The following is a 13,403-nucleotide window of genomic DNA, read 5'->3' as shown; positions in this document are numbered from 1 at the left end:
CATGATTATTCTGCGCTGACAACAATGCCCTCTTCCGAGAACGCCGCCCGCAGACGTCGCGCAAACTGGAGCGCATGCTCGCCGTCACCGTGTAAGCACACCGTATCAGCCTGAACGTTTGCCGTTGTACCCTCCGTTGAGGTTACTCGCCCGAAGCGCACCATCTCCAGCGTCTGCGCCAGCGCTTTACCTTCGTCGGTGATCAGCGCACCGGCCCGCGTGCGCGGAACCAGGCTGCCGTCCGGCAGGTATCCCCGATCGGCAAACACTTCCTGCCGCGTGCTCAGCCCCAGCCGTTCGCCGGCACGAATAAGCTCGCTGCCCGCCAGGCCCACCAGCACCAGACGCGGATTGCAGTCCCGCACCGCGCGGGCAATGGCATCTGCCAGCGCCGGATCTTTCGCCGCCTGGTTATAGAGCATGCCGTGCGGCTTGACGTGGCGCAACACGCCATTCTCAGCGCGCACTATCGCCTCCAGCGCGCCGATCTGGTAGAGCATTTGCGCGTAAACCGTCTCAGGCGGCAGATCCATCGCCGTGCGGCCAAAGTTTTCCCGGTCCGGAAAGCTGGGGTGAGCGCCTATCGCCACGCCGTTTTTCATGGCATTGCGCACGCTCGCCAGCATAGTCTGCGCATCGCCGGCATGAAACCCGCAGGCGATATTCACCGAGGAGACCAGCGTCATCAGCGCCGCATCGGCGCTGCTGCCCTCTCCCAGATCGGCGTTTAAATCAATCTTTACCATCGAGCCTCCACGCCAGCTGTTCGAGATAACGCTGCTGATCCTGCCGGGCTTTCAGTGCCTCCTCCAGCGAACACTGCACAAAATGAATTGGCTGACCGAGAGGAATTTGCGCCAGATGGTAGCGATCCGCTTCGATAATGCAGGCAATACGCGGATATCCTCCCGTGGTTTGCGCATCGTTCATCAGTACAATGGGCTGTCCGTTGCCTGGCACCTGAATCACCCCCGGCAACAGACCATGGGAAAGCAGCTCCCGGTCAGTTGTGCGGGTCAGCGGCTGGCCCTGAAGCCGGTAACCCATGCGGTTACTCTGCGGGCTGATCTTCCACGGCGAGCGCCAGAAAGACTCTTTCGCGGCTTCATCAAACTCCTGGTATTCCGGTCCTGGTAAGGCGCGGATCACGTTCCCCCACAGCAGCTGTTTCACGCCCTGCGTGGTGGTGAAATGGCGCGTTGAGGTCTTTATTCGCAGACGATCGCCGTCGCGCAGCAGCCGTCCTTCATGGCCGCCCATTCCCGCTTTCTGGTCAGTGCTGGATGAGCCCAGCACCTCCGGCACGTCGATCCCCCCCGCTACCGCAAGATAGCTACGCACGCCGTGCAGAGGACGCTTGAGCGTCAGACGCTGCCCGGCCTTCGCCCGCAGGCGCCAGCCGGTCCACACCGCTTTGCCGTCCAGCGTCGCGTCACAGCCCGCGCCGGTTAAGGCAAACCAGGTTTCCTGACCAAACTCAATCACGCACTGACCCAGCGTAATTTCTAACGCCGCCGTGCTGCCTGCGTTACCTACCAGCAGGTTGGCAATTTCCAGCGAGGGACGATCAAGCGCACCGCAGTAGCTCACGCCCGACTGACGCAGCCCAAAACGCCCGGCATCCTGTACCGAGGTGTAAAGCCCTGCGCGAATAAGCGTTAACATACTCCCTCCTTCTGCGGGATAAAGCGCAGCGTATCCCCCGGACGCAGGAGTATGGGCGCGTCCTGGCCTGGTTCAAATAACGGCGTGGACGTGTGCCCAATCAGCTGCCAGCCTCCCGGTGAAGCGAGCGGATAAATTCCCGTTTGCTCGCCACCAATCGCCACGCTGCCCGCCGGTACGCTCAGGCGCGGCTCAGCCCGGCGCGGCGTATGCAGCTGGGGCGATAACCCGCCCAGATAGGGGAAACCCGGCTGAAATCCCAAAAACCAGACAACGTAGTCGACTGAGCTATGCAGCTCCACAACCTGCTTCTCCGTTAATCCACAGTGCTCGGCCACCACGCCAAGGTCGGGGCCTCCCTTGCCGCCATAGACAACCGGGATCTCAATCGTGCGCGATTCCGGCTCCAGCGCCTCGCTCTCCTCCCACCAGCGTTGCAGACGCTCAATGGCATCCAGCGCCCCCGTGTGCGGATCACGCAGCACCACGGTGATATTATTCATACCCGGAATAGCTTCAACCACGCCGGGTAGCTCGGGCAGTCGCTGAGCCAGACGCCAGATACGCTTTTGCGTGGCAAGCGTCACCGGAGGCTCAAGTTCCAGAACCACTGCGGTTTCACCCAGAAGATAACAACGCGCTCGCTGCACTTAACTACCTCTCATCAGGCCGGATTAGGGATATCAATAAACGTCACATCCAGATCGGTATTTTCCGTCAGCCACTCGCTGAGGGCGCGGATGCCGCCACGCTCGGTGGCGTGATGGCCCGCCGCGTAAAAATGCAGGCCTTGTTCACGGGCTGAGTGGATAGTCTGCTCGGAGACTTCGCCGGTAATGAAGGCGTCGACACCAAAACGCGCCGCGCTGTCAATAAAGCCCTGGCCGCCGCCGGTGCACCATGCCACGCGCTTCACGGTATCCGGCCCGGTGTCGCCGCACCACAGCGGACGACGCCCCAGGCGCGCTTCGATCCACGAGGCCAGCTCCAGACCCGGAACCGGCATCGACAGTTCGCCCCACGGCACCAGGGGTTCAATTTCACCCATCACGGTAATCCCCAGCAGTTGCGCAAGCTGAACGTTGTTCCCCAGCTCAGGATGCGCATCGAGCGGCAGGTGATAGCCGTACAGGTTGATGTCATTCGCCAGCAGCGTTTTGAGTCGGTTGCGCTTCATGCCGCGAATAATCGGTGATTCGTTTTTCCAGAAATAACCGTGGTGGACAATCACCGCATCGGCTTCCTGACGCACCGCCTCATCCAGCAGCGCCTGGCTTGCCGTCACGCCGGTGATGATTTTTTGCACCGTCTCGCGCCCCTCCACCTGCAAGCCATTCGGGCCGTAGTCGCTAAACGAAGCCGTGTTGAGTTTTTCGTTAATCAGGCGTTCCAGTTCACTGTTTTTCATCATCATTCTCTCAAACTTTTCGGGCGGCTTCGTACGCCGCCAGCGTGGCGACGCGCGCCTGTTTATGGTCGACAATGGGACGGGGATAGTTCAGGGTAACACGCTGTTTATCCGCCCATACCCAGGGTTCATGAATGGCTTTGGCCGGGACATCCTTAAGCTCAGGCAGCCAGCGGCGGATAAACTCGCCGTCGGCGTCAAATCGTTGTCCCTGCGTGGTCGGATTGAAGATCCGAAAATAGGGAGCCGCATCCGTTCCGGTGGAGGCCGCCCACTGCCAGCCGCCGTTATTCGCCGCCAGATCGCCATCGATCAGCTGAGAGATAAAATAACGCTCTCCGGTTCGCCAGTCGATAAGCAGATCCTTCACCAGGAAGCTGGCGGTAATCATACGCAGACGGTTATGCATCCACCCGGTTTCATTGAGCTGCCGCATAGCCGCATCAACAATCGGGAAGCCGGTAAGCCCATGCTGCCATGCCTTAAGCAGCTTCTCATTCGACTGCCACTGTACCTGTTCGGTCCAACGAATAAAGGGCCGATGTTTACACAAATCAGGATGATACGTCATCAGATGGCGATAGAACTCACGCCAGATCAGTTCGTTCAGCCACACTGCGCCCGCCCCCCCGTCTAACGCCTGAGGCTGTTCCGCCAGCAGGCGATGTAAACACTGGCGCGGAGAGAGCGCGCCCAGCGCTAGACAGGCCGACAAGCGGCTGGTGCCTTCAATCGCTGGAAAATCCCGACGCGCCTCGTACTCCGACGCCCCCTGCGCGCAGAACTGACGCAACCGGGCGATAGCCGCTTTCTCGCTGGCGGGGAATACTGTTTCATCGAACGACTGCTGGGGATAATTCAGCCTGATCGCCGGCAGATCCGTTATCGTTTCCCCTCTCACGGACGGGGCGGTAACGCACTCAGGTAGTCCCTCTTTCAGGCGTTTGATAAAGGCATTTTTAAACGGCGTGAAAACTTTATACATCTCGTGACTGCCGGTCATTACGCTGCCAGGCGCGAGCATCACGCTGTCATCAAAGCCTTCACAGACCACGCCCGCAAGGGATTTCTCCAGCTGACGATCCCGCTGCTGCTCGTTGAATTCATACTGATAGTTGTAATAAAGATGCGTTACTGCGTACTGCTGGCAGATTGCCTGCACCGTCTGACGCTGAGCGGCAAAATCATGGGCCTCTTTATAGATCAGCGGAATGCCTTTTTCGGCCAGTGAATGTTGCAGGTCATTCAGATACGCGCTGAGCAGTGCCGCTTGCCGGGGCGCCATGTCATGCTGCCGCCACTGTTCAGGCGTGGCGATAAACAGGGCCAGCACATTCGCGTCTTTAGCGCGGCAGGCCGCCGCGAGAGCGAAGTTGTCGTGAATGCGTAAATCCGCGCGAAACCAAACCAGATGGGTGGGCATAAAACTCCTGGCAATTGTCCATTATGTCCGTAAGGGCATGCCGTAAAAGGAAAAAGGCATGCATTGAACTACTTTGCCATGAAGTGTAGACGGGATGAAATAAAAAAGGCCGCCCGAGGCGGCCTTAACGCTACTTGTCCTGCACTATCGGGGTAAAGGCAATAAACACATCCGGTTTATCACTCTTTACAACGAGTGCGCTGGCGACAGTGAACGCAATGCATAAATAGCGTTTCACTATGCGGTCCCTGCTGCTAACCGCTCCACCTATCACCACCGGTGATAAATCGGTGGACACAAGCCCGGGTAGGCGGGCTGCTTTACGGCTATGGATACACCTTTCCCAGGACCGATGCCCATTTGCGAGATGGCGGAAAGGGACGTGGCATCATAATTAACACCAACGCCAAAAGTAAGTTATTTCAGTAAAATTAGGAATTTATAAAGGTGAAGTGGATTGCGAACTTTTTAAAGAAGGGTATGATAAAAATCCCGGGTAGGGGCTGCAAGATTACCCAACGGACCGCGAATCCCGAGGGACAAAAAAACCGCCACTTTGCTGTAGGCGGTTTTTTTATGGCTAAGATGTCACACCGTATCAGTAGAAATCGCAGGTTGCTTTCTCGGCCTGATCCATCCACACCGGCTTCTCGCTGGTTTTCGCCCAGACGCGATGCAGGTAACTGTAGAAACGTGCGCGATCTTTCCAGAACAGCATCACCGGCAGGGCCAGCACGCCAGCCACAACGGCGAAAGTGCGACGCATGAAAATGATATGAGCCGGAAACTCTTTATAAAGATCCATATTTTTCTCCCCTGTAGTTGGCCGGAAACCGTCTCCGGAAAATGTGAAATCTGTGACCTGGTTAAAATAATACCGCTTTGTTTGTAATTTTACTACTCATCCGACCACTTATTTTCATCCATTTCGTGAATATTTACATTCATGCCTGTAATTAAGTTACAAAAAAGTTAACGATTTACTTACCAATAGTTAAATTGTGGCTTTTCCCTTTTTTATACTTTTTTTACACCTGCCCTTCTGATTTTTGCGAAATCTTTGCGCCACAAATCCTACCGTTTGTACAACAACAAAAGTCACCCGGAGGTGGAGTGTGAGTGCAGGTCTGATTGCCGGCATCGTGCTGGTGTTCCTGTTATTGGGTTATCTGATTTATGCCCTGATTAATGCGGAGGCATTCTGATGGCTGCTCAGGCGTTTTTGCTTATTGCCAGCTTTTTACTGGTACTGTTTGTGCTCGCCAGGCCGCTGGGAACAGCGCTGGCGCGGCTGATAAACAACGTGCCATTGCCGGGCACGCGAAGTATTGAAAATGTGCTCTGGCGCATTTCAGGTATCAGCGACCGGGAAATGAACTGGCGCCAATACCTGATGGCGATACTGCTTCTGAATATCGTGGGGCTTATTGCCCTCTTTACGCTGCTAATACTCCAGGGCAGTCTGCCGTTGAACCCGCAGCATTTACCGGGGTTATCCTGGCATCTGGCACTGAACACGGCGGTCAGCTTTGTCACCAACACCAACTGGCAGTCTTACGCCGGTGAAACCACGCTCAGCTACTTCAGCCAGATGACCGGGTTAACCGTGCAGAACTTTCTTTCTGCGGCCAGCGGTATCGCGGTGATCTTCGCCCTGACGCGCGCGTTTGCCCGTCAGAATGTCAGCACTCTCGGCAACGCCTGGGTTGATGTCACACGCATCACCCTTTGGATCCTGGTGCCTGTTGCGCTGATTATTGCCCTGTTCTTTATTCAGCAAGGCACTCTGCAAAACCTGCTGCCTTATACCCCTTTCACCTCGCTTGAAGGGGCCAGGGAACTCCTGCCAATGGGGCCGGTGGCGTCGCAGGAAGCAATCAAGATGCTGGGCACCAATGGGGGCGGCTTCTTCAACGCCAATTCATCGCACCCGTTTGAAAACCCAACGGCGTTAACCAATTTTGTACAGATGCTGGCAATCTTCCTGATCCCCACCGCGCTCTGCTTCGCCTTTGGCGATGTAGTTAACGATCGCCGCCAGGGCCGTACGCTGCTGTGGGCCATGTCGTTAATCTTCGTGGTCTGCGTAGCACTGGTGATGTGGGCCGAATGGTACGGCAACAGCCACTTTATGCAGCTGGGGACTAACAGCAATATCAACCTGGAAGGCAAAGAGAGCCGCTTCGGCATTCTTGCCAGCAGTCTCTATGCGGTGGTCACCACGGCGGCCTCCTGCGGGGCGGTGAACGCCATGCATGACTCTTTCACCGCGCTTGGCGGCATGATCCCGATGTGGCTGATGCAGATTGGCGAGGTAGTCTTCGGTGGGGTCGGTTCGGGGCTGTACGGCATGCTGTTGTTCGTTCTGCTCGCCGTGTTTATCGCCGGGCTGATGATCGGCCGCACGCCGGAATATCTCGGCAAAAAAATCGACGTCCGCGAAATGAAATTAACCGCGCTGGCAATCCTGGTCACCCCCACCCTTGTGCTGCTCGGTACCGCCCTGGCGCTGATGACCGACGTCGGGCGCAGCGGCATCTTTAACCCGGGCATTCACGGCTTTAGCGAAGTGCTTTACGCCGTTTCGTCTGCCGCAAACAACAACGGCAGCGCCTTTGCAGGGTTAAGCGCCAACTCACCGTTCTGGAACTGTCTGCTGGCGTTCTGCATGTTCGTCGGTCGTTTCGGCGTGATTATTCCCGTCATGGCGATCGCCGGAACACTGGTGAATAAGAAGATCCAGCCGACCACCACCGGTACGTTACCGACTCACGGCGCGCTGTTCGTCGGCCTGCTGATTGGCACCGTTCTGCTGGTAGGTGCCCTGACCTTTATCCCCGCCCTCGCGTTAGGCCCGGTTGCGGAATATCTCTCTTTACGCTGATTTTGCGGAGAATTTGTCATGAGTCGTAAACAACTGGCCCTGCTCGAACCGACCTTAGTTCGTCAGGCCCTCATGGATGCGGTAAAAAAACTGAGCCCGCGCGTCCAGTGGCACAACCCGGTGATGTTTATTGTCTGGACTGGAAGTTTACTCACCACCGTACTGGCGATTGCCATGGGAACGGGACACCTTTTGGGGAATGCAACCTTTACCGGCGCCATCAGCCTGTGGCTGTGGTTTACCGTGCTGTTCGCCAACTTCGCCGAAGCGCTGGCGGAAGGCCGCAGTAAAGCGCAGGCCAACAGTCTGAAAGGGGTCAAAAAAACCGCCTTTGCGCGCAAATTACGCGAACCTAAATACGGCGCGCAGATGGACCACGTACCGGCGGATGAACTGCGTAAAGGTGACGTGGTGCTGGTGGAAGCCGGCGACATCATCCCCTGCGACGGGGAAGTGATTGAGGGCGGCGCGTCGGTAGACGAAAGCGCCATTACCGGGGAATCCGCACCGGTGATCCGTGAGTCGGGCGGAGATTTCGCCTCAGTTACCGGCGGAACGCGCATTCTTTCCGACTGGCTGGTGATCCAGTGCAGCGTTAACCCGGGCGAAACCTTTCTCGACCGGATGATCGCCATGGTGGAAGGCGCACAGCGTCGTAAAACGCCGAACGAGATCGCCCTGACCATTCTGCTGGTGGCGCTCACCATTGTCTTCCTGCTGGCAACGGCGACCCTGTGGCCCTTCTCCGCCTACGGCGGTACAGCGGTCAGCATCACCGTACTGATCGCCCTGCTGGTCTGTCTGATCCCCACCACTATTGGTGGCCTGCTTTCCGCGATTGGCGTGGCGGGGATGAGCCGGATGCTGGGCGCGAACGTCATCGCCACCAGCGGACGCGCCGTTGAAGCGGCGGGGGACGTAGACGTTCTGCTGCTGGATAAAACCGGGACCATCACCCTGGGCAATCGTCAGGCCTCTGACTTTTTACCTGCTCCCGGCGTGGATGAAAAAACGCTGGCTGACGCGGCGCAGCTTTCCTCGCTGGCTGATGAAACGCCGGAAGGCCGCAGTATCGTGATCCTCGCCAAGCAGCGCTTTAACCTGCGCCAGCGCGACGTACAAAGCCTGCACGCCACGTTCGTTCCCTTCACGGCGCAAACCCGCATGAGCGGCATTAACATTCAGGACCGGATGATCCGTAAAGGGTCCGTTGATGCCATTCGCCGTCATATTGAAGCCAATAATGGACACTTCCCCCCGGAAGTCGACCATCTGGTGGAAAGCGTGGCGCGTCAGGGGGCAACCCCGCTGGTGGTGGCGGAAGGTGCAAGCGTTCTGGGGGTGATCGCTCTGAAGGATATCGTTAAAGGCGGTATAAAAGAGCGTTTCGCCCAGATGCGTAAGATGGGCATTAAAACGGTGATGATCACCGGGGATAACCGTCTGACTGCGGCGGCCATTGCCGCCGAAGCGGGCGTGGATGATTTCCTTTCCGAAGCGACGCCGGAAGCAAAGCTGGCGCTCATTCGCCAGTATCAGGCGGAAGGTCGTCTGGTGGCGATGACCGGCGACGGCACCAACGACGCCCCGGCGCTGGCGCAGGCCGACGTGGCGGTGGCAATGAACTCCGGTACCCAGGCGGCAAAAGAGGCGGGCAACATGGTGGATCTCGACTCGAACCCGACCAAGCTGATCGAGGTGGTGCACATCGGGAAGCAGATGCTGATGACGCGCGGCTCGCTGACCACGTTCAGTATCGCCAACGACGTGGCAAAGTATTTCGCCATCATTCCGGCGGCGTTTGCGGCAACCTACCCGCAGCTAAATGCCCTGAACGTGATGCACCTGCACTCTCCGGCCTCGGCCATTCTGAGCGCGGTGATCTTCAACGCGCTGATTATTGTCTTTCTTATTCCGCTGGCGCTGAAAGGGGTGAGCTATAAGCCGCTGACGGCCGCCGCCATGCTGCGCCGTAACCTGTGGATTTACGGTCTGGGTGGGCTGGTGGTGCCCTTTATTGGGATCAAGGTTATCGACATGTTGCTAACGCTGTTCGGGCTGGTTTAAAAGGTGGATCCAATGACGATGTTACGTCCCGCTATACTGTTGTTTATTCTGCTGTCTCTGATTACCGGCGGGCTTTACCCGCTGATGACTACCGCGCTGGGCCAGTGGTGGTTTCAGGATCAGGCCAACGGCTCGCTGATTATCCAGAACGGTGAAAACCGCGGCTCGCGTCTGATTGGGCAGAACTTTACGGACCCACGCTACTTCCAGGGACGCCCTTCCGCCACTGCGGAAAGCCCGTATAATCCAATGGCCTCCGGCGGCAGCAATCTGGCGGGCAGTAACCCTGACCTGGACAAAGCCATTGCTGAACGCGTTGCCGCCCTGCGCGCTGCTAATCCGCAGGCCAGCCGTGAGGTGCCGGTTGAGCTGGTCACCGCCTCCGCGAGCGGGCTGGATTACAGCCTGACGCCGGACGCGGTGGCCTGGCAGATCCCACGCGTGGCCGCCGCCCGTCAGCTGACCGTCGAGCAGGTGAGCCAGCTGGTTGCAGAACATACGCAAAAGCCGCTGGTCAGCTTCATCGGCATGCCGGTAGTGAACATTGTTGAGCTGAATCTGGCGCTGGATGCGCTAAGGAAGAACTAAATGACCGACGAGCCCATGCGCCCGGATCCGGACAGGCTGCTTGAACAGACGGCTGAAGCCCACCGTGGCAAGCTGAAAATTTTTTTCGGCGCCTGCGCGGGTGTCGGGAAAACCTTCGCCATGCTGATGGAAGCCCAGCGGCTTCGGGCGCAGGGGCTTGATATTCTCATCGGCGTGGTGGAAACCCACGGTCGCAAAGAGACGGCTGCGCTGCTGACGGGGCTGGCGACGCAGCCGCCCCAGCGTATCAGCCATCGCGGGCGGCTGGTCACGGAGTTTGATCTTGATGCCGCCCTCGCCCGCCGCCCTGCCCTGATCCTGATGGACGAACTGGCGCACAGCAATGCGCCAGGCTCCCGCCATCCGAAGCGCTGGCAGGATGTTGAGGAGCTGCTTGAGGCAGGCATTGACGTCTTCACCACGGTGAATGTTCAGCATCTGGAAAGCCTGAACGACGTGGTGAGCGGTGTAACCGGTATCCAGGTGCGTGAAACCGTCCCCGATCCGTTTTTTGATTCTGCCGATGAAGTCGTACTGGTTGACCTGCCGCCGGACGATCTGCGCCAGCGCCTGCATGAAGGCAAAGTGTATATTGCCGGCCAGGCCGAACGCGCCATCGAACATTTTTTCCGCAAAGGAAACCTGATTGCACTGCGCGAGCTGGCCCTGCGCCGCACCGCCGATCGCGTTGATGACCAGATGCGCGCCTGGCGAGACCTACAGGGACAAGAGCGCGTCTGGCACACGCGGGACGCCATTCTGTTATGCATTGGTCACGGCAGCGGCAACGAAAAACTGGTTCGCACCGCCGCCCGGCTTGCAGCGAAGTTTGGCAGCGTCTGGCACGCGGTCTACGTCGAAACGCCGCAGCTGCATGGCCTGCCGGAAAATCAGCGCCGCGCCATTTTGAGCGCGCTGCGGCTGGCGCAGGAGCTGGGCGCCGAAACCGCAACCCTTTCCGATCCGCAGGAAGATAAAGCCATTCTGCGCTACGCGCGGGAGCACAACCTGGGCAAGATTGTCATTGGACGTCGCCAGCACCGCCGCTGGTTTAGCCGCGAATCTTTTGCCGACAGGCTGGCCCGCCGCGCGCCGGATCTTGATTTAGTCATCGTCGCGCTGGATGACAAGCCCGCCCCCCTGCCCAACCGTACGCCGGACGCTCGCACCTTTGGCGATAAATGGCGCATTCAGATCCGGGGCTGCATGGTGGCCGTGGTCCTCTGCGCCCTGATTACGGTGATTGCCAGCCAGTGGCTCATCGCCTTCGACGCCGCCAATCTGGTCATGATTTATCTGCTCGGCGTCGTTGTGGTCGCGCTCTTTTATGGCCGCTGGCCGTCGGTGCTGGCGACGGTGATCAACGTCATCAGCTTCGATCTCTTCTTTATTGCTCCGCGCGGGACGCTTGCTGTCTCGGACGTGCAGTACATTCTGACCTTTGCCGTGATGCTTACCGTCGGGCTGGTGATCGGGAATCTGACGGCAGGCGTGCGCTACCAGGCACGCATTGCCCGCTATCGCGAGCAGCGCACGCGCCATCTGTATGAAATGTCAAAATCGCTGGCGGTTGGCCGCACGCAGCGAGATATCGTGCAGACCAGCGAGCAGTTTATCCGTTCGACCTTTCATGCCAGTAACCTGATTTTGCTCCCCGACGAACAAGGGCGCCTTCGCCCGCTGACCTCCCCTTCGGGGATGACGCCCTGGGATGAAGCGATTGCCCGCTGGAGTTTCGATAAGGGTTTACCTGCCGGCGCCGGCACCGACACGCTGCCCGGCGTGCCTTACCAGATCCTGCCGCTGCGCAGCGCGGATAAAAATCACGGGCTGGTCATCGTCGAGCCGTCTAACCTGCGTCAGCTGATGATCCCCGAACAGCAGCGCCTGCTGGAAACCTTCACCCTGCTGGTCGCCAGCGCCCTTGAACGGCTGGCGCTCACCGCCAGCGAAGAGCAGGCGCGGCTGGCAAGCGAGCGCGAAAGTATTCGCAACTCGCTGCTGGCAGCGCTGTCTCACGATTTGCGCACGCCGCTTACCGTGCTGTTTGGCCAGTCCGAAATTCTGACGCTGGATCTGGCGGCGGAAGGATCAAAGCACGCGATGCAGGCCAGCGAAATTCGCCAGCACGTGCTGAATACCACGCGCCTGGTGAACAACCTGCTGGACATGGCGCGCATTCAGTCCGGCGGGTTTAACCTCAAAAAAGAGTGGCTCACCCTTGAGGAGGTTGTCGGCAGTGCGCTGAAGATGCTGGAGCCGGGTCTCGGCGGGCGCCATATTGAGCTGGACATGCCGGAACCCCTGACGTTAATCCATGTGGATGGCCCGCTGTTTGAGCGCGTGCTGATTAATCTTCTGGAAAATGCCGCTAAATACGCCGGGGCAAAGGCCCGGCTGGGGATTGCTGCCAGGGTGGATAAACGTGTGCTGCGGCTCGACGTCTGGGATACCGGGCCGGGTATTCCGGCCGGTCAGGAGCGCGCCATATTCGAAAAATTTGCGCGCGGTAATAAGGAATCCGCCATTCCTGGCGTTGGGCTGGGGCTGGCGATCTGCCAGGCGATTGTCGACGTGCATGGCGGCACCATTTCCGCAGAGAACCGCCCGGAAGGTGGGGCACGCTTTTGTGTTACACTTCCTCTGGAAAGCCCACCAGAACTTGATGAATTACCAGAGGATTTGTGATTAACGTTCTGATTGTTGAAGATGAGCTCGCTATCAGCCGATTTCTGCGTACCGCGCTGGAAGGCGACGGTTTGCGCGTTCATGAAGCCGGAACGCTTCAACGAGGGTTGATTGAAGCCGCGACCCGCAAGCCAGATCTGGTGATCCTGGATCTGGGACTTCCGGATGGCGACGGCATCGATTTTATTCGTGAGGTGCGTCAGTGGAGCCAGATGCCTATTCTGGTGCTCTCTGCCCGCACCGAAGAGACGGATAAAATCGCCGCGCTGGATGCCGGAGCGGATGATTATCTGATCAAACCGTTTGGCATTGGCGAGTTACAGGCCCGGCTTCGTGTGGCGCTGCGTCGACACAGTGCCACCTCCCCTTCCGACCCGGTGTACGCCTTTGGCGATATCCGCGTCGATCTTGCTGCACGCCGCATCGTAAGAGGAGAAGAAGAGATCCACCTTACGCCTATTGAGTTTCGTCTGCTGGCCGTGCTGCTCAATAACCATGGTAAAGTGTTAACGCAGCGACAGCTGTTAAGCCAGGTCTGGGGGCCGAATGCTGTCGAGCATAGTCACTATTTACGCATTTATATGGGACACCTTCGCCAGAAGCTTGAAGCCGATCCCGCGCGTCCTCGTCATTTATTAACAGAAACCGGTATTGGATATCGGTTTATAATCTGAATAAGT

The 13,403-nt window shown here is 58.2% G+C and carries 12 protein-coding genes; 6 read left to right on the top strand and 6 right to left on the bottom strand.

All coding sequences use genetic code 11. The features are described from left to right. Window positions 1-5: 5 nt before the first annotated feature. From pxpA to BFV63_RS06340, 6 genes are all read right to left on the bottom strand, one after another. On the bottom strand, window positions 6-746 hold the full coding sequence (gene pxpA / locus BFV63_RS06365; protein WP_048241142.1) for a 5-oxoprolinase subunit PxpA: 741 nt from the start codon (window positions 744-746) through the stop codon (window positions 6-8). Next, window positions 733-1,665 (bottom strand): 5-oxoprolinase subunit PxpC, encoded by a 933-nt coding sequence (gene pxpC / locus BFV63_RS06360; RefSeq protein WP_023315643.1) that lies wholly within the window; start codon window positions 1,663-1,665, stop codon window positions 733-735. Before pxpC ends, pxpA begins: the two co-directional genes overlap by 14 nt. Further along, window positions 1,659-2,315, bottom strand: coding sequence for a 5-oxoprolinase subunit PxpB (gene pxpB, locus BFV63_RS06355; RefSeq protein WP_003858633.1), 657 nt, complete (start codon window positions 2,313-2,315; stop codon window positions 1,659-1,661). Before pxpB ends, pxpC begins: the two co-directional genes overlap by 7 nt. 14 nt (window positions 2,316-2,329) lie before the next feature. After that, entirely contained in the window at window positions 2,330-3,073 is a 744-nt protein-coding gene (locus BFV63_RS06350) for a type 2 GTP cyclohydrolase I (protein WP_003858635.1), read from the bottom strand. Window positions 3,074-3,083: 10 nt separating this feature from the next. After that, window positions 3,084-4,496, bottom strand: a complete 1,413-nt coding sequence (gene phrB, locus BFV63_RS06345) for a deoxyribodipyrimidine photo-lyase (protein WP_048241143.1) — start codon at window positions 4,494-4,496, stop codon at window positions 3,084-3,086. A 598-nt stretch (window positions 4,497-5,094) separates the two neighbouring features. Further along, a complete protein-coding gene (locus BFV63_RS06340) occupies window positions 5,095-5,301 on the bottom strand; it encodes a YbfA family protein (RefSeq protein WP_003858637.1) in 207 nt (68 codons plus the stop codon). A 310-nt stretch (window positions 5,302-5,611) separates the two neighbouring features. Between BFV63_RS06340 and kdpF the strand changes: the two genes are divergently transcribed. The 6 genes from kdpF to kdpE are packed head-to-tail and all read left to right on the top strand — an operon-like array spanning window position 5,612 to window position 13,397. Then, on the top strand, window positions 5,612-5,701 hold the full coding sequence (gene kdpF, locus BFV63_RS06335) for a K(+)-transporting ATPase subunit F (protein WP_003858638.1): 90 nt from the start codon (window positions 5,612-5,614) through the stop codon (window positions 5,699-5,701). Next, window positions 5,701-7,380 carry a potassium-transporting ATPase subunit KdpA gene (gene kdpA / locus BFV63_RS06330; RefSeq protein WP_048241145.1) on the top strand — a complete coding sequence of 560 codons (1,680 nt, stop codon included), beginning with the start codon at window positions 5,701-5,703 and terminating at the stop codon, window positions 7,378-7,380. Before kdpF ends, kdpA begins: the two co-directional genes overlap by 1 nt. A gap of 18 nt (window positions 7,381-7,398) precedes the next feature. After that, window positions 7,399-9,447, top strand: a complete 2,049-nt coding sequence (gene kdpB, locus BFV63_RS06325; RefSeq protein WP_022650611.1) for a potassium-transporting ATPase subunit KdpB — start codon at window positions 7,399-7,401, stop codon at window positions 9,445-9,447. 12 nt (window positions 9,448-9,459) lie between these two features. Continuing rightward, window positions 9,460-10,035 carry a potassium-transporting ATPase subunit KdpC gene (kdpC, locus tag BFV63_RS06320; protein WP_045332356.1) on the top strand — a complete coding sequence of 192 codons (576 nt, stop codon included), beginning with the start codon at window positions 9,460-9,462 and terminating at the stop codon, window positions 10,033-10,035. Further along, entirely contained in the window at window positions 10,036-12,723 is a 2,688-nt protein-coding gene (kdpD, locus tag BFV63_RS06315; protein WP_045332357.1) for a two-component system sensor histidine kinase KdpD, read from the top strand. It begins immediately after the preceding gene. After that, complete coding sequence (kdpE, locus tag BFV63_RS06310) at window positions 12,720-13,397, top strand: two-component system response regulator KdpE (RefSeq protein WP_048241147.1); 678 nt, start codon at window positions 12,720-12,722, stop codon at window positions 13,395-13,397. The genes kdpD and kdpE overlap by 4 nt, the downstream gene beginning before the upstream one ends. Window positions 13,398-13,403: the final 6 nt, after the last annotated feature.

The organism is Enterobacter hormaechei subsp. xiangfangensis, assembly GCF_001729785.1.
GTDB lineage: Bacteria > Pseudomonadota > Gammaproteobacteria > Enterobacterales > Enterobacteriaceae > Enterobacter > Enterobacter hormaechei_C.
This window is presented reverse-complemented; position numbering and strand designations above follow the sequence as displayed.

Excerpts from the sequence above, each read along its gene's own strand:
- pxpA (WP_048241142.1), bottom strand. The coding sequence starts at position 746 with ATGGTAAAGATTGATTTAAACGCCGATCTGGGAGAGGGCAGCAGCGCC.
- pxpC (WP_023315643.1), bottom strand. The coding sequence starts at position 1,665 with ATGTTAACGCTTATTCGCGCAGGGCTTTACACCTCGGTACAGGATGCC.
- BFV63_RS06350 (WP_003858635.1), bottom strand. The coding sequence starts at position 3,073 with ATGAAAAACAGTGAACTGGAACGCCTGATTAACGAAAAACTCAACACG.
- phrB (WP_048241143.1), bottom strand. The coding sequence starts at position 4,496 with ATGCCCACCCATCTGGTTTGGTTTCGCGCGGATTTACGCATTCACGAC.
- BFV63_RS06340 (WP_003858637.1), bottom strand. The coding sequence starts at position 5,301 with ATGGATCTTTATAAAGAGTTTCCGGCTCATATCATTTTCATGCGTCGC.
- kdpA (WP_048241145.1), top strand. The coding sequence starts at position 5,701 with ATGGCTGCTCAGGCGTTTTTGCTTATTGCCAGCTTTTTACTGGTACTG.
- kdpB (WP_022650611.1), top strand. The coding sequence starts at position 7,399 with ATGAGTCGTAAACAACTGGCCCTGCTCGAACCGACCTTAGTTCGTCAG.
- kdpC (WP_045332356.1), top strand. The coding sequence starts at position 9,460 with ATGACGATGTTACGTCCCGCTATACTGTTGTTTATTCTGCTGTCTCTG.
- kdpD (WP_045332357.1), top strand. The coding sequence starts at position 10,036 with ATGACCGACGAGCCCATGCGCCCGGATCCGGACAGGCTGCTTGAACAG.